The organism is Sphingomonas sp. PP-F2F-G114-C0414, from assembly GCF_003688595.1.
GTDB lineage: Bacteria > Pseudomonadota > Alphaproteobacteria > Sphingomonadales > Sphingomonadaceae > Sphingomonas.
The window spans coordinates 464046-487904 of the sequence record NZ_RCWT01000009.1 but is presented as its reverse complement, the minus strand read 5'-3'; the positions used below and the strand labels follow the sequence as shown (position 1 = coordinate 487904).

The following is a 23859-nucleotide window of genomic DNA, read 5'->3' as shown; positions in this document are numbered from 1 at the left end:
ACCCCCGTCATCCTGACGAAAGTCAGGATCCAGAACCAGATACGGCATCGATCGCAACCCTGGATCCTGACTTTCGTCAGGATGACGGGGCGAGGGGAGGCCGCGGAATGGGGGGCTGCGGCGAGCCCTCAGTCGAAGCCGTTCGCCAGGAAGCGCTCGGCCACCGCGCAGTGCATCGCGATCCCGTGCGCCATCACGCGCTCGTCGATCGTCATCTTCGTATTGTGTAGCGGCGGGTTGGTGCGCGGATCGCTGCCCTCGGGTGCGGCGCCGATGAAGGCCATCGCGCCGGGCAGTTTCTGGAGGACGTACGAGAAGTCTTCCGCGCCCATCATCGGCGGCATCACCTGATACGCGCCCTCGCCGCCGATCGCCGTCGCGCAAGCCTTCATCAGCTCGGTCGCGCGCTCGTCGTTGACGGTAACCGGATAGCCTTCCTCGATCGTCGGCGTACCGATCGCGCCGTGCGCAGCGGCGATACCCTCGACCATGCGGATGAACGCCGCGCGGACCTGTTCGCGTGTGCGCTCTGACAGCGTCCGCATCGTGCCGAGCATCTCGACGGTCGACGGGATGACGTTGTGCGCGCTGCCGGCGTTGAGCTTGGTGATCGACAGCACCGCGGGGTCGGTGACCGCGACCTGACGCGCGACATAAGTCTGCAGGGCCGTAACGATCTCGCAGGCGATCGGCAGCGGATCGAGGCAGTCGTGCGGCATCGCGGCGTGCCCGCCACGGCCGGTGATCGTCGCGCGCAGCGTGTCGGTCGAGGCCATCAGCGTGCCCGCGCGGCTGACGACGTGGCCCATCGGCATGTTGGGCGAGATGTGCAGCGCGAAGCCCGCCTCCGGCAGCGGCACATCGAGCAGCCCGTCGGCGATCATGTGACGGGCGCCATGATGGCCTTCCTCGCCGGGCTGGAACATAAACACGACCGTACCAGGCAGGTCTTCGCGGCGTGCACACAGCGCCTTGGCCGCGCCGACCAGCATCGCAGTGTGCGAATCATGGCCGCAAGCGTGCATCGCGCCGTCGATCTTGGAGGCGAACGGCAGGCCCGTTTCCTCCTGCATCGGTAGCGCATCCATGTCGCCGCGGAGGAGTACCGTGCGCCCGTTGCCACCAGCATTGCCAGCGCGCCCGCCACGCAGGATCGCGACGAAGCCGGTGGTTGAGGTGCCCTCTCGGATTTCGAGCGGGAGCCCAGCGAGCGCGGCCTTCACCTTGTCCGAGGTGCGCGGGCAATGGAGGCCGACTTCGGGGTCCGCGTGGATCGCACGGCGAAGCGTGATGGCTTCGTCGAGGCCGTCCTCGCCGATGGCGGTCCAGTCGGTCGGGGCCCAGTCGGTAGTGGATTCGAAATCGAGGGACATGTCTGATTCCTTGAAAACTGGCTTCCACCCCGGCGAAGGCCGGGGCCCAATTGGAAAGGTCGATGTAACGGAGCGCCGTTCGACGTTACCTCCGTTCCCCAATTGGGCCCCGGCCTCCGCCGGGGTGGTGTGTTTGTTTGGGGGGCGGCTCGGCCCCTGGTCATGCAGGCAGTCTACCCCCGGAAGAGCCCGCCTAAAACCCCGCGCAGTACCGTGCCGACCAGACCACCGCCCGACGACGACCGCCGCGATTTCGTCCCGAAGACCTGCTTGCCGATCTCGTTCGCCACCTGCCGGCCGATCGACGAGCTCGCGGCCCTAGTCGCCGAAGACGCCATCTTGGTCCAAGGCGAGTTCGCCGCCTCGCGGTCGGCCCCGCGCTGCTGCCGATCAGCCTCGCGCTGATCCGCAATGCGAGCGCGTTCCGCTTCTTTCGCGGCCTTGGCATCGAGCTTCGCCTGCGCCGCCGCAGCCTTCTCCGCCTCGGTCGTCGCCTTGGCCTCGGCCGCCGCAGCGCTCGCCTCCTGCGTCTTCGCCGCCAGCAATTCCTCCGCCGACTCGCGATCGACCAGCGTGTCGTACTTCGCACCGATCGCATCGGTCTCGATCATCACCTTCCGCTCGGCCGGCGTGATCGGGCCTACGCGCGAGGCGGGCGGCTTGATCAGCGTGCGTTCGACCGGGGTCGGTGCGCCGTCCGCCTGGAGCAGCGACACCAGCGCCTCGCCGACCTTAAGCTCGGTGATGATCGTCGCGACGTCGACGCCGGGGTTCGCCCGGAACGTCTCCGCCGCCGAGCGCACCGCCGCCTGATCGCGCGGGGTGAACGCACGCAACGCATGCTGGACGCGGTTGCCGAGCTGTCCTGCCACCGTGTCGGGAACGTCGATCGGGTTCTGCGTGATGAAGTACACACCCACCCCCTTCGAGCGGATCAGGCGGACGACCTGTTCGATCTTCTCCAACAGCGCCTTCGGCGTCTCGTCGAACAGCAGATGCGCCTCGTCGAAGAAGAAGCACAGCACAGGCTTGTCGGGATCGCCGACCTCGGGGAGATGCTCGAACAGTTCGCTCATCAGCCACAACAGGAACGTCGCATACAGCTTCGGCGAGGCCATCAGCTTGTCGGCGGCGAGGATGTTGACGATCCCCCGCCCCTTGTCGTCGACGCCGATGAAGTCGTTCATCTCCAGCGCAGGCTCACCGAAGAAATTCTCGGCACCCTGCGTCCGCAACTGGAGCAGCGAGCGCTGGATCGCGCCGATCGACTGCTTCGACACGTTGCCATAGGTCGTCGTCAACTCGTCAGCGCGCCCCGCGCATTCGGTCAGCATCGCCTGCAGATCGTCGAGGTCGATCAGCAGCAGCCCCTCCTTGTCGGCGACGTGGAAGGCGATCGTCAGCACGCCCTCCTGCACCTCGTTCAGGTCCATCAGCCGCGACAGCAGCAGCGGCCCCATCTCGCTGATCGTGGTGCGGATCGGATGGCCCTGCTCGCCGAAGAGATCCCAGAACTGCACCGGGTTGTCGGCATAGGCCCAGCTATCGTCGCCGATCGCCTTCGCGCGTTCGGTGAAGGTCGCGTGCGTCTTCTCGGTCGGCGACCCCGCCATCGCGAGGCCGGACAGATCACCCTTCACGTCGGCGACGAAGCACGGCACGCCGTTCGCCGAGAAGCCCTCGATGATGCCCTGCAACGTCACGGTCTTGCCGGTGCCGGTCGCGCCCGCGATGAGGCCGTGCCGGTTGGCGCGCTTCAATTCGAGCGCCTGCGGCTTGCCGTCCACGCTGGCGCCGATGAAGATGCCGTCGGTCATGGGTCTCGTCCTCTGTATCCGGCGCCGACCCTAACCCCGCGCGCCGCAAAGAAAAAGGACCGCCGCTCGGAGGAGCCACGGTCCTTTTGGATCAGTCGTGTCGGTCGTGGATTACTTGATCTTGACCGGCAGGAACGTCGCTGGGCTGCGACCGCGCTTGACCTGCAACAGGACCTGCGGGCGACCGGCTGCCTTGGCGACGTTGACCGCGTTCTGGACGTCGACCGCGGTACGGACGGGGGTGCCGTTGACCGAGATGATGACGTCGCCGCGCTTGAGCTTGCCATACGCGTCACTGGTCTGCGCGACCACGGCGATGACGACGCCCTGCGTGCTGGCTTCGACGCCGACCGCCTGCGCGATCGCAGGGGTCAGCGGCTGGACACCTATGCCAAGCGCTGCGCCGGCCACCGGTGCGGCGGGCGTTGCCGAGTCATCGCCGTCGTCACCGTCGTCGGAGCCGAAGCCTTGCGCATCGCCGCCGACCACAGCCGCCAGCTTGTCCGCGCTCGGACGCGGCACCACGATCACGTTGGCCGTGGTCGGCTTGCCGTTACGCAGGATGTCGAGACGCGCGGTCTGACCGGGCTTCACGTTCGAGACCAGGTAGGACAGCGACTGGTCGACCGTCACCGGCTGACCGTTGACCTTCGTCACGACGTCGCCCGCACGCACGCCGGCCTTGGCTGCCGGGCCGCCCGCGGTCACGTCGTTGATCAGCTCGCCCTGGTTCTTGGGGATGCCGAGTGCCGCGGCCGTATCCTCGTTGATCGTGCCGCCCGGCTGCAGCTGGACGCCGATATAGCCGCGCTCGATCGTGCCGCCCTTCATGAAGGTCGCGATGATCGGCTTGGCGACGGCGGCCGGAATGGCGAAGCCAATGCCGATATTTCCGCCCGACTGGCTGAAGATCTGCGAGTTCACGCCGATCACGTTGCCGTTGAGGTCGAACATCGGACCACCGGAGTTGCCCTGGTTGATCGACGCATCCGTCTGGATGAAGCGGTCATAAGCACCGCCCTGGCCGGTGACGCGGTTGATCGCCGAGACGATGCCTGCGGTGACGGTGCCGCCGAGCCCGAACGGCTCGCCGATTGCAACGACCCAGTCCCCGACGCGCGCGCCGTTTGAATCACCGAACTTCACGAACGGCAGGTTGGCCGCGTCGATCTTCAGCAACGCGAGATCGGACTCCTGATCCTTGCCGATGACCTTGGCGACATATTCCTTCTTGTCGCTCAGCGTCACGGTGATCGAATCGACCGTCGCGCCCTGCGCGCCCGGCGAGATCACGTGGTTGTTCGTGACGACATAGCCGTCAGGCGAGATCAGGAAGCCCGAGCCGAGCGAAGCGCCTTCGCGCTTCACCGGCGCGCCGCCCTGGCCACCGCCGCCCATGCCGCCGAACAGGTCGCCGAACGGCGTGCCCGCGAACGGATTGGCCTGCTGCTTCTGGACGATCGTCTGCTTGGTCGAGATGTTGACGACCGCAGGCTGGAGCCGCGCGACCATGTCGGCGAAGCTCATCGGCGCGCCGGGTTTCGGCGAGACCGCCTGGATCGCACCGGGTTCGTTTTGCGCGACCTGCGCGCCGCTTGGCTGGAGCGCAAGCGTCGCGGTCGCGCCGCCGAGGAGAAGAGCACTGGTAATGGCGTAGGCGTAACGCACTAGATGTTGTCCTCTCGTTTCATCAATCGAAACAGGCATCCCGTAGGGACACCGTCCTGAATGATGCTTGAATATGAACGGGCGTTCAAAGGTTCCGCAGGCTCAACGCCCGCGGCCCTCGAATTCCCGCAAATAGCTGTTGTTCGGCGAAAGAATGATCGAGGTCGATCCTTCGGGTGCCGGACCGCCATCCGCGCCGAACGTGTGGCGATACGACTGCATCGCGCGGTAGAAGTCGTAGAAATCGGCGTCCTTGCCAAAGCTCTCGGCATAGATCTTCGCCGAATCCGCATCGGCCTGCGCACGGACGATCTGCGCCTGCTTCTGGCCCTCAGCACGGATCGTGATCGCCTCCTGCTGGCGCGCACTCGACATGCGCTTGAGCGCGCTTTCGAGCGGCAGACCGACGGGCAGGTTCGCCTGCTTGATACGGACGTCGACGATCTCGACGCCGTACTGGCTGGCGACGCGCTGGAGACCCTTCTGGATGTTATCCATCAGTTCGGACCGCTCGGGGCTCAGCAGTTCGACGAAGCGGCGCTTGCCGAGCTCGTTACGCAATGCGGAGCCAAGGATCGGACGAAGCTGATCCGGAATCCGGTCCTCGCTGCCGACCGCGTTGCGCATCTTGCGCGGATCGACGATCCGGTAGCGCGCATAGGCATCGACCTCGAGGCGGAGCTGATCGGTCGACAGCACCAGCGTGTTGTCGAGCTCGAGATCCTGGACGCGCTTGTCGATCCAGACGATCCGATCGACGAACGGAATGCGCGCGATCAGGCCCGCACCGGTCTGGCCGAACGGCGTGTTCGGCTGCCACGCGTTGACGGTGCGGATCGGCTGGCCGAAGCGCAGGATCACGGCCTGCTTGGTCTCGGGCACGATCGCGAAGGTCGATGCGGCGAGGATCACCAGCAGTAGGGCGACGATCCCGGCGACGATCGGATTGCGCAAACTCACGGCGTTCACTGGGCAGCTCCAGGCTGAGCTTGGGGTGCCGCGGCGGCAGCGGGGGGCGCTGGCGTGACTACCTCGGGATTCGGCAGGCGCTTGGCGTTCGACAGCGGCAGATACGGAACCACCCCGCCCGGCGTCTCGACGATCGTCTTGTCGCTCTTGGCGAGCACCGCCTCCATCGTCTCATAATACATACGACGGCGTGTCACTTCTGGCGCGAGCTTGTACTGCTCGTAAACCTTGTCGAACGACGCGGCCTCACCCTGCGCGCGCGCCACGACCTGTTGCGCATACGAGCGCGACTGGTTGAGGTTGGCGATCGCCTCCTGCTGCGCGGCGGTAACCGCATTGAAGTCCTCGACGATCCGCGCCGGCGCAGCGGCCTGCTTGATCGCAACGCCCTGGATACGGACGCCCGACTTATAGTCGTTGAGGATCTGCTGGGTCAGGTCGGCGACACGCTGCTCGATCACGGTACGACCTGTGCCGATCGCCTGGTCGAGCGTCGTCGTCGCGACCACCGCGCGCATCGCGCTCTCGGCAGCGGCGCGAACGGTCTCGTTCGGCTCGGCAAGCTGGAACACGTAATCGCGCGGATCGGAAATATCCCAGCGCACCGAGTATGCGAGGTCGATGATGTTCTGGTCGCCGGTCAGCGTCAAATTCTCGCCGTCCCCAGTCGGGAAATTGTCGGTGCGGATCTTCTGCACGTCGACCACCGTCACGTCGGCGATCGGCGCGGGCATCGTCAGGCGAACGCCCGGATCGAGCGTGCCGGCGTACTTGCCGAAATAGGTGACGACGCCGCGCTGCTGCGGACCGATCTGATGCACCGAGGTGAACAGGATCCACACGACCGCGATGATCGCAACCCCGATCGCCCAGAGCGCGCGAGCGTTGGCCCCCGACGGCAGGCCGCCAAAGCCACCATTACCGCCGCCGCCGCCACCCGAGCCGCGCGCTTTACGCAGGAACTCGTCGAGCGCGGTCGGCTTGGCAGCAGGCTTGCGGCCACCTGGAGGTTGCGCCCAGGGATTGCGCGGGCCGCTGTTACCGTCGTCGCCCGAGCCGCCCCAAGGGCCTTTCGGTGTTTCGGTGGCGAGGATATCGGGGCGCCGGAACCAGCGCGAGAAGATCGTCATACCAACCTTTATAGGTGTGCGCTGGCGGAAAAACAGTGCCAAGCGGCCTTCGCGACCCTATCTGGCGCGGATGATCGACATCGAAGGCGTAAAGGCGGCGGTTGCCGTAGTGGCGGGCAAGCGGGCGACCGTCCGGCTCGAAGGGACGCGGGCGGGCATCATCATCGATGCGACCGGGCTCGACCCGCAAGCGCGCGATGCGCTGGAGGCGACCGTCCGGATGGCCGCGACGCAGCCCGGCGTGACCGAAGTGCGGATCGCCGTCACCGCCGAACGCTCGACCCGCCGGCTGATCGCGGTCGCCAGCGGCAAGGGCGGCGTCGGCAAATCGACGCTCGCCGCCAATCTCGCCATCGCGATGTCGCGCGCGGGGCGCCGCGTCGGGCTGGTCGACGCCGATATCTACGGCCCGTCGCAGCCCCGGCTGATGAACGTCGAAGGCACGCGACCGACTGCGAAGGACAAGGTGCTCGACCCCGTCCCCACCCCGTATGGCGTCCCATTGCTGTCGATGGGCCAGCTCGTCGAGCCGGGCAAGGCTATCGCCTGGCGCGGGCCGATGGCGGCGGGGGCGCTCGGCCAGCTGGTCGAGGCGGATTGGGGCGTGACCGATACGCTCGTGCTCGATCTCCCCCCCGGCACCGGCGACGTCCAGCTGACGATGGTCCAGAAATATCGGCCGGCGGGGGCGGTGATCGTCTCTACCCCGCAGGATCTCGCGCTAATCGATGCGCGCCGCGCGATCGATCTGTTCGAGAAGGCCGGCATCCCGATCATCGGACTGGTCGAGAACATGGCAGGCTATATCTGCCCGCATTGCGGCGAGGCATCGGACCCGTTCGGCAATGGCGGCGCGGAAGCGGCGGCGCGTGAACTTGGCATCCCGTTTCTCGGCCGCGTCCCGCTGACGATCTCAATCCGCACCGCCTCCGATGCGGGCACCCCGCCGGCTTCCGATCCGTGCGATACGGTGTTCATGCCGATTGCGGCTCAGGTCGTCGCATGGCTCGGGAAACTGTGAAACCCGCGAGCCTGATCCACGTTGTCTGATTACCGGTCGTACCCGACGTGTTGAGTTGCGGTACGAGCGGACCAAGTTTATTCTTGCAGGAGGCATCGATGCCGTTGACCGCCGATGCCGACATCAAGGCCCTGCTCGAAGGCGCGCGAACGATCGCGTTGATCGGCGCCTCCGACCGCCCCGATCGCCCCTCCTATGGCGTGATGGCTAAGCTCCAGGCGCATGGCTACCGCGTTATCCCGGTCAATCCGCAGATCACCGGCGAGCATGTCCACGGCGAGTTCGTCTTTCGCGACCTGTCGCAACTCGGCGACCCGATCGACATCGTCGATATATTTCGCAACTCTGCGGCTGCCGGTGAGGCCGTCGACCAGGCCATCGCGGCGGGGGCAAAAGCGGTGTGGATGCAGCTTGGCGTCGTTAACGAAGACGCTGCCGCCCGTGCCGAAGCTGCCGGACTGAAGGTGGTGATGGATCGGTGTCCGGCAATCGACATTCCCCGGCTTGGTGTCGCCAAGATTGACGCAACCACCAGCGAATGATGCTTGCTACCCCGGCCGATCGCAGCCAGGCTGCGGATCTGGCTGGAGGCGCTCATGCTCGCGATGCTGCTGTCGTTACTGAACGAGGACCCGCTGATCGCCACCGCGAAGGCGCGCATGGCCGCCGAGAAACCGTGTATCCAGAGTGCCGACGAGACCGATATTACGGTCTGCGGGATGCGACATGCCGACCGGTTCCGTGTGCCGCTCGCGACGCGTATCGTCGAACGTCGGGATATGGTGACGGAGCAGCGGTCAGCTTTGGTCCATGCGCGTACGCCGATGGAAGACATGGGGCCATTTCTGGTAGGCGGGGGTAGCGCTGGCGTGCGGGCAACCGTTGGCTTCGGTCCCGGCGAGGGCTCCGGCGACGTGAAAGCCGGCGGCATGCGTCCGACAGCACCGTGACGGTCCGATGATCATAACCGTCCTGCTCTCGATCCTCGCGCAAGCCGCACCAACGACTGCGTCTACGCAAACACCCCTGCCCGAGCGCTTTTCAATTTTGGTCGATCCATGTGCGGCGGCGTCGAAGGATGGCAGCGAGATCATCGTCTGCGGCGGCCCCGCGGTGAACAGCCCGCGCCTGCCGCTGCCGGACGAACGCGGCCCGCCCGACCGTGCCGTCGCGTCTAATCCCGAGCTCAGCGCCGTCCGTGCGCTGCAACTGGAGGGCACGCCCTGCGCGGCCAGCCAGCGCGGATGCCAGGTTGGCTTTGGCCCACCGATCGCCCCGATCGCAAAGGCGGCAGTCGGACTGATAAAGAGCGCATTGGCGAAGAAACCGGACAAGCGTGGTCGCGTGCCGATCGACCTCGACGGCCCCGTCGGCACCGTCAACTAAGGCTTTGGAGGCGCTGTGATCCTGCTGCCGATCCTGCTGCAAACCGCCGTGCCTACCATCCCGGTCATCGCTCCCCCACCGCAGCGCTGGTCGATCCTGAACCCGCCCGCCTGCCCCGGTTCGAGCCCGACCGAAATCATCGTCTGCGGCGGCGACGGTACGACCGAGCAACGCCTTCCGCTACCTGAAGAACGCCCGCCGCAGGATCGACCGCGCCAGCCGACCGGCGATCCGCGGGCTGCGCTCGACAATGCGGGGCCGGTGTGTCCGCTGGGGGGGTGTACGGGGGTCGATCTGCTGACGGTCCCGGTGGTGCTGATCCGCGGCATCGGCGCACTGATCGATCCGCATAGCTGCTGCGAGAATGGCAAGGGGAAGGATGCGATGGCGCTAGTGCGCGACGTCGCGCGAAAGTTTCGGAAAAAGCCTGACACGTCGAACCGCGTGCCGATCGTGCTCGATGAGCCGGTGAGGTAGACGCGCCTCCGCTGACAAAAGCAGAATGTTTCCCCGCGAAGGCGGGGACCCAGTCTGGACTCCCGCCTTCGCGGGAGAACAAGGAGGAGGTTGCCTAGCTGTCCTCCACCCCGGCGAAGGCCGGGGCCCAATTGGGGGACGTTAGTAACGAGGCGCATGGCCGCTACTGCGACCTTTCCGATTGGGCCCGGCCTCCGCCGGGGTGGTAGCCTTTAGGCGGGCGTGGCGGTCATTACCGGCCCCCTCGCCTCAATCCAGAATATGCATCCACATCGGCTGGCCCATGAGGCTCTGCGACCCCCGCAGTTTCTCCAACGCCTGCGCGATCGAGCGTTCCGGGCTCTCATGCGTGACGATGGCCACCAGCACACTGCCATCCGCGATCGCCCCACGCTGGATCAGGCTCTCGATCGAAACACCCGCGTCACGCATCGCTGCCGCGATTTCCGCCAGCACGCCGACACGGTCCGCCACCGTGAAGCGCAGATACGCGCGGCCGCGTCGCTCGCCGCTGTCCGACTTGGGCGCTGCGGTGAGTGAGACGACCGGCATTGCGAACGGCGGGCCGAACTCGCCGCGGGCAATGTCGATCAGATCGGCGACCACCGCGCTCGCGGTCGGGCCGTCGCCCGCGCCCGCGCCTTGGAACAGCAGGCGACCGACGAAATTGCCTTCCGCCACGACCGCGTTCAGGGATCCGGTGACGTGCGCGAGCGGATGATCGATCGGCACCAGATGCGGATGCACGCGCTGGAACAGCCCATCGCTGCCCGCTTCCGCCAACCCAAGCAGTCGTACGCGATAGCCGAGCGCTGCCGCCTCGGCGATATCCGCGCCCAGCAAGTGCCGAATGCCGCTGATCGCGACGTCGTCGAACGCAGGCCGCGTCCCGAAGGCAACCGCAGCCAGGATCGACAGCTTGTGCGCCGCATCGACGCCGTCGATGTCGAAGCTCGGATCGGACTCGGCAAACCCCAGCGCCTGCGCTTCCGCCAGCACTTCGGCAAAGTCGCGACCTTCCGACTCCATCTTGGACAGGATGAAATTGCAGGTACCGTTGAGAATTCCGTAAACGCGGGCGATCTCGTTCGCGGCCGCGCCTTCACGAAGCCCCTTAATAACTGGGATGCCGCCCGCGACTGCCGCCTCGAACTTCAACGCGACCCCGGCACCCTCTGCCGCCTGCGCGAGTTCGAGACCGTGATGCGCGATCATCGCCTTGTTCGCGGTGACGAAGTTACGCCCTGCCGCCAGCGTGCTACGCGCCAAGGTCAACGCGGGGCCGTCCGATCCTCCGATCAGCTCGACCACGACATCAGCCCCCGGCTGTTTCGCCAGCGCCGTCGTGTCATCGACCCACGCGAACCGCGACAGATCGACGCCGCGATCCTTGCCGCGATCGCGCGCGGAGACCGCGACGATCTCGATCTCGCGACCAGCCCGCCGCGCAATCAACTCGCGGTTGGCATCCAGCAATCGGATCACACCGCCGCCAACGGTTCCCAGACCCGCAAGGGCCACGCGCAATGGTTCGCTCATTTTCGTCCTCCACTCGCGCGTCCGGTTACGTTTCGCGGACGTTTTGCGCAATCCTGATGACGCACGCGCCCGGCACCCCTATCTGGACGTCATGTCCGGCCGCTTCGATCACCTCCCCAACCGTCGCACGATCATCGATCGCCGCGCCGTCGCCGAAACGATTGCCGCCTTGGAAGGCGTCGATCCCACCGCGCTTCGCCGCGATGCAACTTCCCTGTTGAAAGCCGCGCTGGAGAAGGGTCGGGTCGAGGTCGAACGCCGTCTCGTCGAACACCCCTCCCGTGGATTGGAAGCATCGAGTGCGCAGGCGTACCTGATCGACGCGCTGCTCCGCATCCTGTTCGATTTCACCACGCAGCGGCTGTACCCGCTGCCCAACCCGACGATCGGCGAGCGCCTGACGGTGATCGCGGTCGGTGGTTACGGCCGCGCGGAAATGGCGCCGCATTCCGACGTCGACATCGGCTTCCTGACCCCCGGCAAGCAGACGCCTTGGGCCGAGCGCGTGATCGAATCGATGCTGTACGCGCTGTGGGATCTCGGGCTGAAGCTCGGCCAGTCCAGCCGCTCGCTCGACGAGATGGTCCGCCAGGCCAAGAGCGACGTCACCGTCCGCACCGCGCTTCTCGAAGCACGCTACGTCTGCGGCGATACCGAACTGTACGAGCAGGCGTCGCACCGCTTCAAGACCGAGGTCCAGGCGGACACCGCGCGCACCTTCATCGCCGACAAGCTCGCCGAGCGTGACGCGCGCCACCGGAAGATGGGCGACACGCGCTATGTCGTCGAACCCAACGTCAAGGAGGGCAAGGGCGGCCTGCGCGATCTTCACGCATTGTTTTGGATCGGCAAATACATCTACGACGTCCAGCGCGCTGCCGAACTGGTCGGGGTCGGACTGTTCACAAAGGCCGAATACCGGCTGTTCCACCGCGCCGACAATTTCTTCCAGGCGGTGCGCTGCCATCTGCACAGCATCACCGGCCGCGCCGAGGACCGTCTGACCTTCGACCTGCAACGCGAGATCGCCGACCGGATGCGGTTCTCCGACCGACCGGGCAAGTCGAAGGTCGAGCGGTTCATGCAATTCTATTTCCTGCAAGCGAAGACCGTCGGTACGCTCAGCGGTGTCTTTCTCGCGCATCTCGACGAGAAGTTCGCGGCGCGGGGGCGGCGGTTTGGGTTGCCGACGATCCGCCGTAGCCCGCGGAAACTCAACGGGTTCGTACTCGATCGCGGACGCCTAGCGATGCCGAGCGACGACTTCTTCCAGGCCGATCCCGAACGACTGATCGAGATCTTCCAACTCGCCGACAAGCACGGCGTCGAGATCCACCCGCTGGCGATGCGCGCCGCGGCGCGGGATGCAAAACTGGTCGACGATGTGCGCAACAGCCCGACCGCCAACGCACTGTTCCTTGATGTGCTGACCTCGCCGCGCGATCCCGAACTCGTGCTGCGCTGGATGAACGAGGCGGGCGTGTTCGGCCGCTTCGTGCCCGATTTCGCGCGCGTCGTCGCGCAGATGCAGTTCGATATGTACCATCACTACACCGTCGATGAGCACACGATCCGCGCGATCGGCCTGCTCGCACGGATCGAGAGCGGCGTGCTGAAGGAGGAGCATCCGCTCGCCAGCGCGATCTTCGAACAGATCGTGTCACGGCGCGCGCTGTACGTTGCGGTGCTGCTCCACGACATCGCCAAGGGACGCGGCGGCGATCATTCGATCTTGGGCGCGGAGGTGGCGCAGCGGCTCTGCCCGCGCTTCGGCCTAACGCCCGCCGAGACCGAGACCGTTGCCTGGCTCGTACGCTGGCACCTGTTGATGTCGGCGACCGCATTCAAGCGCGATCTCAGCGACTTCAAGACGATCCTCGATTTCTGCGACGTGGTGCAGAGCCCGGAGCGATTGCGCCTGCTGCTGACGCTGACGATCGTCGATATCCGCGCGGTCGGTCCGGGGGTGTGGAACGGCTGGAAACGCCAGTTGCTCGGCGACCTGTACGAGTCCGCGGAGGAGGTCCTTCGGCTGGGCCACAAGCAAAAGGGGCGAGCCGAGCGGATCGCCGCCAAGCAGGAGCATCTGCGCGACGCACTTGGCTGGGACGAAGCGACGTTCGCGACGCTCGTCCACCGCCTGCCCGAAGCGTATTGGATCGCCGAACCGGAAGACGTGCTCGCGCACAACGCCCGCTTCCTCGCCGCCACCGGCGAGGCTCAGCTGGCGATCGACGCGCACGTCTATCCGGGGCGCGGGGCGACACTGGTGACGATCTACGCGGCCGATCATCCGGGGCTCTTCTACCGCATCGCCGGTGCGATCCATGTCGCCGGGGGCAACATCATCGATGCACGGATCCACACCACCCGTGACGGCATGGCGATCGATAATTTCCTTGTGCAAGATCCGTTCGGACGGCCGTTCGACGAATCCGGCCAGCTCTCGCGGCTGAAGACCGCGATCGAAGATGCACTCGCCAACCGCGGCAAGCTGGCCGATCGGCTGGTAGCCAAACCCCTGCCCCGCACGCGGGCGGAAGCGTTCGACATCGTCCCGAATGCGCTGGTCGACAATAAGGCATCGAACCGGTTCACAGTGGTCGAGGTCAACGCGCGTGACCGACCGGCGCTGCTCAACCAGCTCGCCAACGCGCTGTTCCAGTCGAAGGTGACGATCCACTCCGCGCATGTCGCCACGTACGGCGAGCGTGCGGTCGATACGTTCTACATCACGGATTTGACGGGCGACCGGATCACCCAGCCCGCTCGGTTGAGAACGCTGGAGCGAAGGCTACTGGCAGCCGCGGCGGGCGAAGAGATCGATCTAGCGGCCTAGCCGCTACGCATGCTTGGCCATCCTCGCGCAGGCGGGGACCCATATTCTCAAACGTTCGCGTCAACCAATCTGGGTTCCCGCCTCCGCGGGAATGACGGAAGAGGAACACGAAGAAGCCGGCCTGCACCGAAGTGCAGACCGGCTTCTTCGTTACGCGTTGCTCCCGATCAGAAGCGCGAGCGCAGCGTCAGGCCGTAAGTGCGCGGCTCGGCGAGGAATGCCGAGTAGAGCGCGTTGCCGGTGCCGCCATAGGCTGCAACGTTGGCCGAAGACCCCGCGCCCTGGAACGGCGTGTTGAACGCGACCTGGATGTAGTTCTTGTTGAACACATTCTGCGCCCAGAACTCGAGCGCCCAGACCTGATCCTTGCCGCGCAGACCGACGCGCGCGTTGACTACCGCGAAGCCATCCTGCTTCTTCTCCGGCGCCAAGTCCGATCCCGTATTATAGTCGGACGACAGGCGGCTATCGACGTAGAACAGACCCGACATGCCGTTAGCACCGATATCCGGAGTCCAGGCAAACGACGTGGTGACGACGTTCTTAGGTGCGTTCGACAGTTGGCTGCCCGGAAGCAGGAAGAGCGCGCGGTCAAGCGCCTCGCCGGTCGTCGAGCTGCCGATCAGGTTCTTGCGGAAATGCGTGTCGGCATAGGTGTAGCCCGCGGTGAACGTGACCTGCTTGATCGGCGACATCGTCGCCTCCAGCTCGACGCCCTGCGAGATCACGCCCGGCTTCTTCGAGCGGTTCGTCGGGCACGTCCCGGTCTGCGCGCCGGTAACCGGGTTGAAGCCGTTGTCCCTGTCGAGCCCGTTGAGATTGTCCTTACACGCCTCGATGTTCTGAACGACGAAGATCGAGCCGTTGAAGGTGTTGAGCTGGAAGTCGGTGAACTCTTCACGGAACGCGGCGACATTGAACGTGAAGCCACGCGTGTTGAACTTCGCACCGATCTCGTAATTGTTCACCTTTTCGGCGTTGAAGCGCAGGCCAGACGCATCGGCGTTGCTGCGCGGCGAGAGCACGCCGTTGACGCCACCCAGATCCGATCGATCGAGATTGTAACCGCCGGCCTTGTAGCCCTTCGCATACGAAGCATAGGTCAACAGCTTGGTGAACGGCTTCCACGACAGGACCGCGGTGCCGGTGAATTCACCGTCGCCGAAGCTGTCGTTCAGGTTCAAGGCGTTCAGCGCGGGGCTGGAGTTACCCGTGCAGGTCAGCGTGACGATCCCTTGCGCGAACCCGGTAGCGCCGCTCTGCGTCAGCGTCAGCGGCGCGAGTGCCGCCTGCTGGATCGGGCAGACGGTGTTGTTGTTGTTGAACTTTGCGTTGAACTTCTTCGTCTCGTGCGTGTAGCGCAGACCACCGGTCAGCGACAACGTATCGGTCAGATGCAGGATATTGTGCGTGAAGAACGCATAGTTCTCGCTCTTCTGGCGATAGATCGACCCCGAGTCGCCGACGTTGTTGACGCCGCCGCCAAGTCCTGGACCGCCGGTCAGACGATCGAGTGCCGACGTGATCAGGCCACCTGCCGGGCCAAAGGCGCCGCCAATCGTTGCCCGTCCAGCGGCGCTCATGCAGCCCGGATTGTTCTGGTTCTGAAGCGCGGCCACCGGGCTGACCGTCGCGACGAGGCGGCAGGCAGCGAATTGTCCGTATTGCGCGCCGAAGACGACGTTATCGACCAGTTTCAGCTTCTCGTTCGAGTAGAAGCCGCCGACCAGCCAGTCGAGCTTGTCGTTGAACAGCGAGCCCTGCAGGCGCGCTTCCTGCGTGAAGGTCTTGAACTGGCGGTACGCGTTGCCGTCGCCCGCGCGGTGCGTGAGGTCGACGTTGGTGTAATCGACATCGCCGGCATTGCCCGACTTGTATTGGCGATACGACGTGATCGACGTCAGCGTGGCGCCGCCGAGATCCCAATCGGCCTGCAACGAGCCGCCATAATCCTTGGTCGTATTCCGGAACGTCTGACCCGGCGTGATCGCGACATCGCGATTGAACGGATCGGGCCTGTTGCCGGCGAGCGGGAACGCAGCGCCCTGGCGACGCAGGATATCGACGATGCGGTTGGTGGCGTTGTTGACGACCGCGCCATCTGCGTTGACCGTTCCGAAGAACGGCGCGACGCCCGCCGCGTTCGGCGTAGGATCGGTCGTCTCGACCTGGTTGTAATAGACCGCACCGCAGCAGCTTTCCTTGCGGTGCGAATAGTCGCCGATCAGGCGGAAGCTCAAGGTCTCGGTCGGCTTGAACAGCAGCTGCCCGCGGACGAAATAGCGATCGCGGTCGTTGACGCGGCTTTCGCTGCCGTTCGCCGCCGTGACGTTCTTGTAGAAACCGTCGCGCTTCACGAAGACGCCGTCGACGCGGAAGGCGAGCTTGTCGGCGATCAGCGGACCGGTGATGCCGCCGGCGACGCGTTTCTGATCGTAATTGCCATAGGTCGCCTCAGCGTTGCCGTGCCAGTCGAACTCGGGCGAGCGGGTGATGATGTTGATGAGACCCGCGGAGGCGTTGCGACCGAACAGCGTGCCTTGCGGACCGCGCAGAACCTCGACGCGGTCGATCTCGCCCAGTTCGTTGAGACCGACGCCGGTGCGGCTGCGATAGACGCCGTCGATGAAGACAGCGACCGAGCTTTCGAGGCCGGGATTGTCGCCGACCGTACCGATTCCGCGAATACGCGCGGACGCGTTCGATTCGTTACCGGTCGACGAGATGAGCAGCGAGGGCGCGAGCTGGTTGAGCGAACGGATGTCGCTGCCGCCCGAATTCTGGAGCGCTTCCTGACCGACCGCCGAGACCGCGATCGGCACGTTCGACAGACGCTCGGAGCGGCGGGTCGCGGTAATCACGATGTCGCTCGCATTGACGCCGGCGTCGGCGTCGGCTGCCGCGCTGGCCGCACGCGTCGTGTCGGCATCCGTCGCCGCGCTGGTCTGCCCGGCGACCGATGCGTTCGCCGTTCCCTGCGATGGCGTGGCCTGTGCCTCGACGGCCGAAGTCGCCTGCTGCGCGAGTGCCGGTGTTACAATGGCCGCAGTCGCAGCAGCGGACAACAGATATGCGATCATACGCATCGGCACTCTCTCCTGATGTGTTCGAATGTTTTCGAACTTATGGTTTGGAGCATTGGTAGAGATACTACGCCCTGCGCGTCTAGTGATTTCCGCATACGGAAATAGATTTTCGAAGATCGTGTCTCCAAACCGCCACACCGCGGCAGCGGCCAAACCCTAGTTTCAAATTGCAACGTTTTGTCCGGCGGCGTTACATGGCGCTACCAAGCGAGCTCGGAGCAGACCGACGCGCCGCCTCGAGGCCGCCGCAGGTGACAGGCAGCACACGATATGTTTGGCAGCGAAACATGGGTGCGGCCTTGACCCCGGCCCTGCGGATCGCCGCGATGGCGACCAGCTGGACGCTCTCGTCGCCCGACCGATACGTGCCCGGAGGAATTGCAGACAACAAAAAGGCCGGCAAGTCCGTTGGGACCAACCAGCCTTTCATACTTCACATCGTCGCGGCAAGAAGCCGCCGCGCAGTTACTTCGGTGCGAGCACCATCAGCATCTGGCGGCCTTCCATGCGCGGATACGCCTCGATCTTGGCGATCTCCGCGACATCGTCCTGGACGCGCTTCAACAGGTTCATACCGAGCTGGCCGTGGCTGAGTTCGCGACCGCGAAAGCGCAGCGTGATCTTGACCTTGTCGCCCTCGCCGATGAAGTCGTTCACCTTCTTCATCTTGGTGTCGTAGTCATGGTCGTCGATGTTCGGACGCATCTTGATCTCCTTGATCTCCTGCGTCTTCTGCGACTTGCGTGCGAGGTTCGCCTTCTTCTGCGCCTCGTACTTGAACTTGCCGACATCGAGGAACTTGGCAACGGGCGGATCGGCGTTAGGCGACACTTCGACCAGGTCCAGACCATGCTCGGCTGCCTGCTCGATCGCTTCGCGCGTGTACATCACGCCCAGATTCTCGCCCTCGTGATCAATCACGCGGACCTTCTGGCTCTGGATGAATTCGTTGAATCGCGGGCCGTTCATTGCGGGCGTCTGCATCGGCCGGCGTATCGTGGGAGGACGTATGGGGATTGCTCCTGAAGTTTCAGACAATATTTGGGCCGGTCTATAGCGCAGAAACGCGCGCCCGAACAGATGGCGAATAGCCGGCCCCGTTGGATCACATATCGGGTGCGCGGGCCTCGACCGCAAGACGCGCGATCGCCTCGTCGAGCGTCAGGATGGTTTGTGCCTGGCTGCCGAGCGTGCGCAGCGCGACCTTGCCCTCCTCGGCCTCGCGCTTGCCGACGACCAGCAAGTTCGGCACCTTCGCGAGGCTGTGCTCGCGCACCTTGTAGTTGATCTTCTCGTTGCGGAGATCGGTTTCGACGCGGATTCCGGCGGCCTTCAGCTTTGCCGCGACCTGCTCGGCATATTCGTCGGCATCCGACACGATCGTCGCCACGACCGCCTGCACCGGCGCGAGCCAGAGCGGGAAGCGACCGGCATGATGCTCGATCAGGATGCCCAGGAAGCGCTCGAACGTGCCAAGGATCGCACGATGGAGCATGACCGGGCGATGCCGCTCACCGTCCGCACCGACATACGACGCGTCGAGTCGCTCGGGCAACACGTAATCGAGCTGCAATGTCCCGCACTGCCACGTCCGGCCGATCGCGTCGGTCAGGTGGAATTCGAGCTTCGGACCGTAGAACGCACCCTCGCCCGGCAACTCCTCGAACTGGAAGCGATCCTCCATCAGCCCGGCAAGCGTCAATGCCTCACGCAGATCACCCTCGGCGCGGTCCCACAGCGCGTCGTCGCCGGCGCGATTGTCGGGCCGCAACGCGAGCTTCACCATGTAGTCGGCGAAACCCAGGTCGCGGTACACCGCGTCGAGCAACTCGCAGAACGCGCGCGTCTCGGCGACGATCTGCTCGGGCGTGCAGAAGATATGCGCGTCGTCCTGCGTGAACTGGCGAACGCGCATGATGCCGTGCAGCGCGCCGTGCGGCTCGTTGCGGTGGCAGCAGCCGAACTCGGCGAGCCGCAGCGGCAGGTCGCGGTACGACTTGATCCCCTGGCGGAAGACCTGAACGTGCGCGGGGCAGTTCATCGGCTTCAGCGCCATCAGGTCGCCCTTGCCGGACAGCACGGGGGCGTTCGGATCGATCCCGGGCACCTCGTCGGGGACCACGAACATGTTCTCGCGGAACTTGCCCCAATGGCCCGACGCCTCCCAGAGCTTGGCATCCATCAGCTGCGGCGTCTTGATCTCGGCATAGCCGGCCGCGTCGAGCTTGCGGCGCATATACGCCTCGAGCTGGCGCCACATCACCCAGCCCTTGGGATGCCAGAACACCGAGCCCTGCGCTTCGGACTGCAGATGGAACAGGTCCATTTCCTGCGCGATGCGGCGATGATCGCGCTTGGCCGCTTCCTCGATCCGCAGCAGATGCGCGTCGAGCTGCTTCTTGTTGAGCCAGCCGGTACCGTAGATGCGGGACAGCATCGCGTTCTTCTGGTCGCCGCGCCAATAGGCGCCGCTGACGCGCGTCAGCTTGAAAGCAGCGGGATCGAGCTTGCCGGTCGAGGCCATGTGCGGCCCGCGGCACATGTCGAGCCACTCGCCCTGGCGATAGATCGTCAGTTCTTCGCCCTCGGGGAGCTCGGCGGCCCATTCGGCCTTGAAGCTCTCGCCCTGCTGCGTCCAGCGATCGATCAGCTGCTGCCGCGACCAGACCTCGCGCAGGAACGGCTCGTTCCGGGCGATGATCGCACGCATCTCGGCTTCGATCGCGGGCAGGTCCTCGTCGGTGAACGGGCGGTCCTTCGGCGCGAAGTCGTAATAGAAGCCGTCGTCGGTCGCAGGACCGAAGGTGATTTGCGTGCCCGGGAAGAGATGCTGCACCGCTTCGGCCATGACGTGCGCGAGATCGTGGCGGACGAGTTCGAGCGCATCCGCCTCGTCGCGCGCGGTCACCAGCGCGAGCGCGGTATCGCCCTCGAACGGCCGGTTGAGATCGCGCACCTGCCCGTCGATGCGTGCGGCGAGCGCGGCCTTGGCGAGGCCCGGGCCGATCGCAGCGGCGACATCCGCGGGGGTAGTCCCGGGCGCAACCTCGCGGACGGAACCGTCGGGCAGCGTGATTCGGAACATTGCGGACATGGGAGACTTTCTCTCGGGGTGACGCGCGCGGACCAATCCGCGCACGGCGTGTATATAAGACGATACGCGCACAGGGCTACTCCAGACGGACATGCGCCGGACTGGGGAGTGGCTGGGCGTTTTGGGAGAGTGCGATGCTGGGTCTGGTGATGATGCTGTCCGCCGCTGCCGCGCCTGCTGCGACATGCGCGCCAACGAGGTTGGCGGCGTGCCGCGATACGAACCAGTTGATCATGGCGCCGGCGTTCACCGCCGCGGTCCGACGGTTTATCGGCAAGCGCAAGGCGTCGTATCTTTATGCAAACGGCGACGTCGCGGATCAGCAGATCGAGGTGCTGCACGGCCCGCCCGACGAACCGACCCGGATTGGAGATCTGTACCGCTTCATTGCCTGTCGCGCGCATAGCTGTCCGGAGAAAGGCGCGGCGGTGCTCGATCCTGCGGGGAAGATCGTGGCGCTGGCGATGCTGTATTCACCGTGTGCGACGGCCGACACGCGCGACTGCAATCGGCGCGACGATCTGGTCGTGTTCATGCGCGAACGGGAGCGGTTGCAGCGGGTGGAGGTCGTGGCGAATCTCCGCGCCTGGGCGGTGGAGCAGGCGGCGGGGAGCTATACGGTGCCGGGCCAGCCGAAGGTGCGGTTCGGGGGAATGCAGGTGATTGATCCGACCGCAGTTAGGTAAACCGTACTTTCGGGAAAGAGCACCACCCCGGCGGAGGCCGGGGCCCAGGTGGGGAACGTCGCTAACGGAGGGCGCGCTCGGTTACCTCCACCTTTCCAACTGGGCCCCGGCCTCCGTCGGGGTGACGCTAGCAATTTTGAGATGTGAGGCCCCGCTCAAACCACCCCGAACGGCACCACATGGTTCGCCTGCGTATGCCCGATCTCCGCCCGCCCCAGATACGGCACACCCATGTCCCGCGACCAGCGGATCATCATGTAGTCGAGCGTCTCGCCCCAAGGCGGATCATTCTCCTGCACCGCCGTCACCGCACCCAGCCGCAGCCCCGCAATCCCCTTCAACTGCGTGGCATTGGCGACCTTGAACAGCATGCGGTCGATCGCGTACATCGGCTCCGACACCTCCTCGACGATCAGCACGTGATCCGTCAGGTCGGGCAGCCACGGCGTGCCGATCAGCGACGTCAGAATGCTCAGGTTGAACGCCGCCGACGGCCGCCCGTCGAGCCCCGGCTCCAGCCCTGCCCGATCGCCCCGCACCATCCAGCCTAGCGACCGTGCGACCGTCGCAGCGCCGTCATGCCGGTTGACGTCGCTGACCATCGGCCCGTGCACCGGCCGCCCGATCTGCCGGGCATACAGCGCGCCGAGCAGGAACCCGACGTCGGAATAGCCGAGATAAATCTTGTGCCGCGCCGCGCGCCCGAGCTCGGGCATGACCATCGCGAGGATCCGGTTCGCGCCATAGCCACCGCGCAAAAACCAGAGCGCATCGAATGCCGGATCGTTGGCGTATTCGAGGAACGCCCCCGCCCGCCGAAAGTCGGAACCGGCGAAATGGCCGTCGGTCTCCAGGCATTGCGGGTGGAAGACGAGTTCGACCTCGGGGAACGCGGTCGCCGCGTACGCGGTGATCTTGGCGATCGCCGCGGGGTTGGTCCGGCTCGACGCGGCGAGGACACCGATGCGCATTGTTGTTCCCGACCTTGCCCCGTTACCAAACCGCCCATATCGCGGGCCGATGGATATCAGCAAACCCTGTTTCTTCGTCGGCATCGGCGGCAGCGGCATGATGCCGCTCGCGATGATCCTCGCGGGCCGCGGCGCGACCGTCGCGGGTTCGGACCGCAACCTCGACCAAGGCCGCGTTCCCGCCAAGTTCGACGACCTCGCCGCGAAGGGCGTCGCGCTGTTCCCGCAGGATGGCAGCGGGATCGTCTCGGCCGACCAGCTCGTCATTGCCTCGGCCGCGATTGAGGCGACCGTGCCGGACATGATCGCAGCGGATGCGCTTGGCTGCACCCGCTCGACCCGTGCGGCGATGCTGGCGTCGCTGTTCAACGACAGTCGGCTGCCGATCGGCGTCGCGGGGACGAGCGGCAAGTCGACCGTTACGGGCATGATCGGCTGGATCCTGCATGCCGTCGGGCGTGATCCGACGGTGATGAACGGCGCGGTGATGAAGAACTTCGCCACCCCCGACGCGCCGTTCGCGAGTGCGCTGGTCGGAGACGGCGACGCGTTCGTCAGCGAAGTGGATGAGAGCGACGGATCGATCGCGGGCTATGCACCAAAGATCGCGGTGCTTAACAATGTCAGCCTCGACCACAAGTCGCTCGAGGAACTGCGCGTGCTGTTCGGGGACTTCATCGCCAAGGCCGAGACCGCGGTGGTGAACGCGAACGATCCGGACGCCGCGGCGCTCGCGGCGCGGCTGCCGCGTGGTCAGGTCACGACATTTGCGATCGATGCGTCGGCCGATCTACGTGCCGAGAATTTGAAGCCTGAGCCATTCGCGATCCGCTTCGACATCGTCTCGCGCGGCGTTCGGACGCCGGTGAAGCTGGCAGTGCCGGGTCGCCACAACGTGTCGAACGCGCTCGCCGCTATCGGTGCGGCGATGGCGGCGGACGTATCGTTGGCCGATGCGGTCAAGGCGATTGCTGGGTTCACAGGCTTGCGTCGTCGCTTCGATCTGGTCGGGGAGGCCGGCGGTGTCGCGGTGATCGACGATTTCGGGCACAACCCCGACAAGATCGCCGCCACACTCGACACGCTTCACGCCTTCCCCGGTCGCTTGCTGCTGTTCTTCCAGCCGCACGGCTATGGCCCGCTAAAGGTGATGGGCCGCGAGCTTGTCACCACGTTCGTCGAGCGGATGGCGGAGGACGACGTGCTCGTCCTGCCCGACCCGGCCTATTACGGCGGGACGGTCGCGCGGGAGGTCACCAGCTCGGACATCGTCGCGCAGATCGTCGAGGGTGGTCGGGACGCGCGGCACATCGCCGACCGTGCGGAGGCCGCCGCGGCGCTGGTCGCCGAAGCGCGACCGGGCGACCGGATCGTCGTGATGGGCGCGCGCGACGACACGCTGAGCGTGCTCGCCAGCGGCATGGTCGACGCCTTGGCCGCGCGGTGATACGCTCACCGCTTAGGAGACCACCCATGTTCCGCCGCCTGTTCCTCGACCACCCCGACACCGTCGGCGAGAGCTACACCGAGCATTTCAGCGTCGCCGGGCGCTTTGGCGTGACGATGATCAAGGGCGGCCTGGGTGCGCTGGTCCACGCGTTCGTGCCCGCTTGGTGCAAGACGCGCGGTAGCGACACGGTCGCCGAACTGCACCGGCAGATGGTGCTGAAGCGCGGCGCGGTCGCGGCCGATCAGACGCAGATGAAGACGGTCGAATTCATCATCTGACGCGGTGAGACAGGTGCCGCGCGCACAGGCGCACGGCCAAAGGTTACGATAAAGTTACATCTAGAACGCGTTTGC

19 protein-coding genes are annotated in these 23859 nt (G+C 65.6%); 9 read left to right on the top strand and 10 right to left on the bottom strand.

All coding sequences use genetic code 11. The annotated features are described in order from the left end of the window. Window positions 1-128 precede the first annotated feature (128 nt). From C8J47_RS02865 to hflK, 5 genes are all read right to left on the bottom strand, one after another. The gene (locus tag C8J47_RS02865; protein ID WP_121884358.1) at window positions 129-1373 is read right to left on the bottom strand and encodes a M20 family metallopeptidase; all 1245 of its coding nucleotides are present in this window, start codon (window positions 1371-1373) and stop codon (window positions 129-131) included. Between the two features lie 173 nt (window positions 1374-1546). Beyond that, on the bottom strand, window positions 1547-3190 hold the full coding sequence (locus C8J47_RS02860; protein ID WP_121884357.1) for a helicase HerA-like domain-containing protein: 1644 nt from the start codon (window positions 3188-3190) through the stop codon (window positions 1547-1549). 111 nt (window positions 3191-3301) lie between these two features. Further along, window positions 3302-4858: a Do family serine endopeptidase gene (locus C8J47_RS02855; protein WP_121884356.1), complete on the bottom strand. Its 1557-nt coding sequence runs from the start codon at window positions 4856-4858 to the stop codon at window positions 3302-3304. 102 nt (window positions 4859-4960) lie between these two features. Continuing rightward, window positions 4961-5827: a protease modulator HflC gene (gene hflC, locus C8J47_RS02850; protein WP_121884355.1), complete on the bottom strand. Its 867-nt coding sequence runs from the start codon at window positions 5825-5827 to the stop codon at window positions 4961-4963. Beyond that, on the bottom strand, window positions 5824-6957 hold the full coding sequence (gene hflK / locus C8J47_RS02845) for a protease modulator HflK (RefSeq protein ID WP_121884354.1): 1134 nt from the start codon (window positions 6955-6957) through the stop codon (window positions 5824-5826). Before hflK ends, hflC begins: the two co-directional genes overlap by 4 nt. 70 nt (window positions 6958-7027) lie before the next feature. On the opposite strand from hflK, the gene C8J47_RS02840 reads away from it, so the two are divergent. From C8J47_RS02840 to C8J47_RS02820, 5 genes are all read left to right on the top strand, one after another. Next, the gene (locus C8J47_RS02840) at window positions 7028-7978 is read left to right on the top strand and encodes an Mrp/NBP35 family ATP-binding protein (protein WP_121884353.1); all 951 of its coding nucleotides are present in this window, start codon (window positions 7028-7030) and stop codon (window positions 7976-7978) included. 98 nt (window positions 7979-8076) lie between these two features. Beyond that, complete coding sequence (locus tag C8J47_RS02835; RefSeq protein WP_121884352.1) at window positions 8077-8520, top strand: CoA-binding protein; 444 nt, start codon at window positions 8077-8079, stop codon at window positions 8518-8520. 54 nt (window positions 8521-8574) lie between these two features. Next, entirely contained in the window at window positions 8575-8928 is a 354-nt protein-coding gene (locus C8J47_RS02830) for a hypothetical protein (RefSeq protein WP_121884351.1), read from the top strand. A 7-nt stretch (window positions 8929-8935) separates the two neighbouring features. Beyond that, window positions 8936-9364 carry a hypothetical protein gene (locus C8J47_RS02825; RefSeq protein WP_147454266.1) on the top strand — a complete coding sequence of 143 codons (429 nt, stop codon included), beginning with the start codon at window positions 8936-8938 and terminating at the stop codon, window positions 9362-9364. Window positions 9365-9379: 15 nt separating this feature from the next. Then, on the top strand, window positions 9380-9841 hold the full coding sequence (locus C8J47_RS02820; protein WP_121884349.1) for a hypothetical protein: 462 nt from the start codon (window positions 9380-9382) through the stop codon (window positions 9839-9841). Window positions 9842-10090: 249 nt separating this feature from the next. Here the strand turns inward: C8J47_RS02820 and C8J47_RS02815 are convergent, their stop codons facing one another. Then, window positions 10091-11380, bottom strand: coding sequence for a homoserine dehydrogenase (locus C8J47_RS02815; protein ID WP_121884348.1), 1290 nt, complete (start codon window positions 11378-11380; stop codon window positions 10091-10093). 91 nt (window positions 11381-11471) lie between these two features. On the opposite strand from C8J47_RS02815, the gene C8J47_RS02810 reads away from it, so the two are divergent. Beyond that, entirely contained in the window at window positions 11472-14219 is a 2748-nt protein-coding gene (locus tag C8J47_RS02810) for a [protein-PII] uridylyltransferase (protein WP_121884347.1), read from the top strand. A 167-nt stretch (window positions 14220-14386) separates the two neighbouring features. Here the strand turns inward: C8J47_RS02810 and C8J47_RS02805 are convergent, their stop codons facing one another. The 3 genes from C8J47_RS02805 to thrS form a co-directional block, all read right to left on the bottom strand. Continuing rightward, window positions 14387-17305 carry a TonB-dependent receptor gene (locus tag C8J47_RS02805; protein ID WP_121884346.1) on the bottom strand — a complete coding sequence of 973 codons (2919 nt, stop codon included), beginning with the start codon at window positions 17303-17305 and terminating at the stop codon, window positions 14387-14389. Window positions 17306-17770: 465 nt separating this feature from the next. Continuing rightward, window positions 17771-18289, bottom strand: a complete 519-nt coding sequence (gene infC / locus C8J47_RS02795; RefSeq protein ID WP_056051537.1) for a translation initiation factor IF-3 — start codon at window positions 18287-18289, stop codon at window positions 17771-17773. Window positions 18290-18410: 121 nt separating this feature from the next. Continuing rightward, window positions 18411-20399 (bottom strand): threonine--tRNA ligase, encoded by a 1989-nt coding sequence (thrS, locus tag C8J47_RS02790; protein ID WP_121884344.1) that lies wholly within the window; start codon window positions 20397-20399, stop codon window positions 18411-18413. Between the two features lie 134 nt (window positions 20400-20533). On the opposite strand from thrS, the gene C8J47_RS19080 reads away from it, so the two are divergent. Next, window positions 20534-21085, top strand: a complete 552-nt coding sequence (locus C8J47_RS19080; RefSeq protein ID WP_183128997.1) for a hypothetical protein — start codon at window positions 20534-20536, stop codon at window positions 21083-21085. Window positions 21086-21240: 155 nt separating this feature from the next. Here the strand turns inward: C8J47_RS19080 and C8J47_RS02780 are convergent, their stop codons facing one another. Continuing rightward, window positions 21241-22056, bottom strand: coding sequence for an LD-carboxypeptidase (locus tag C8J47_RS02780; RefSeq protein WP_121884343.1), 816 nt, complete (start codon window positions 22054-22056; stop codon window positions 21241-21243). A gap of 49 nt (window positions 22057-22105) precedes the next feature. On the opposite strand from C8J47_RS02780, the gene C8J47_RS02775 reads away from it, so the two are divergent. Both C8J47_RS02775 and C8J47_RS02770 read left to right on the top strand, forming a co-directional pair. Beyond that, on the top strand, window positions 22106-23503 hold the full coding sequence (locus C8J47_RS02775; protein WP_121884342.1) for a glutamate ligase domain-containing protein: 1398 nt from the start codon (window positions 22106-22108) through the stop codon (window positions 23501-23503). 26 nt (window positions 23504-23529) lie between these two features. Beyond that, the gene (locus C8J47_RS02770; protein ID WP_121884341.1) at window positions 23530-23784 is read left to right on the top strand and encodes a DUF6356 family protein; all 255 of its coding nucleotides are present in this window, start codon (window positions 23530-23532) and stop codon (window positions 23782-23784) included. The last annotated feature ends 75 nt before the right edge of the window (window positions 23785-23859 follow it).